General features: G+C 52.0%; 1 protein-coding gene. It reads left to right on the top strand.

The genetic code is table 11. The features are described from left to right. Positions 1 to 369, top strand: a 369-nt coding sequence (locus tag SB773_RS30410) for an arginase family protein (protein ID WP_410593921.1), incomplete at both ends; no start/stop codon positions are given.

Below are 369 nucleotides of genomic sequence, written 5' to 3'. Positions count from 1 at the left end.
GACATCGGGGATGTGTCGGTGATTCCGCACAATATTCACCGGAGCTACGAGGTGATGGAGGAAGCCATGCTTGATCTGATGCAAAAAGGCATCGTTCCGATCGGGCTCGGTGGCGACCATTCGATCACATTGGCCTCGTTGCGTGCTGCTAAAAAAGTGTATGGGCAGGTCGCCATGATCCAGTTTGACTCGCATACAGATACGTGGGATACGTATTACGAAGAGAAATATTGGCATGGCTCTCCATTCATCCGTGCTCACGAAGAAGGGCTACTGAAGCCAGACAAGGTGTTTCAGGTCGGAATTCGCGGGACGCTGAACCACCCTGGAGATATCGAAGCAAGCTATGAGCTCGGGTACAACGTCATC

The organism is Bacillus sp. SIMBA_074 (genome assembly GCF_046534555.1).
GTDB classification, from domain to species: Bacteria; Bacillota; Bacilli; order Bacillales; family Bacillaceae_G; genus Bacillus_A; species Bacillus_A mycoides.
This window is presented reverse-complemented; position numbering and strand designations above follow the sequence as displayed.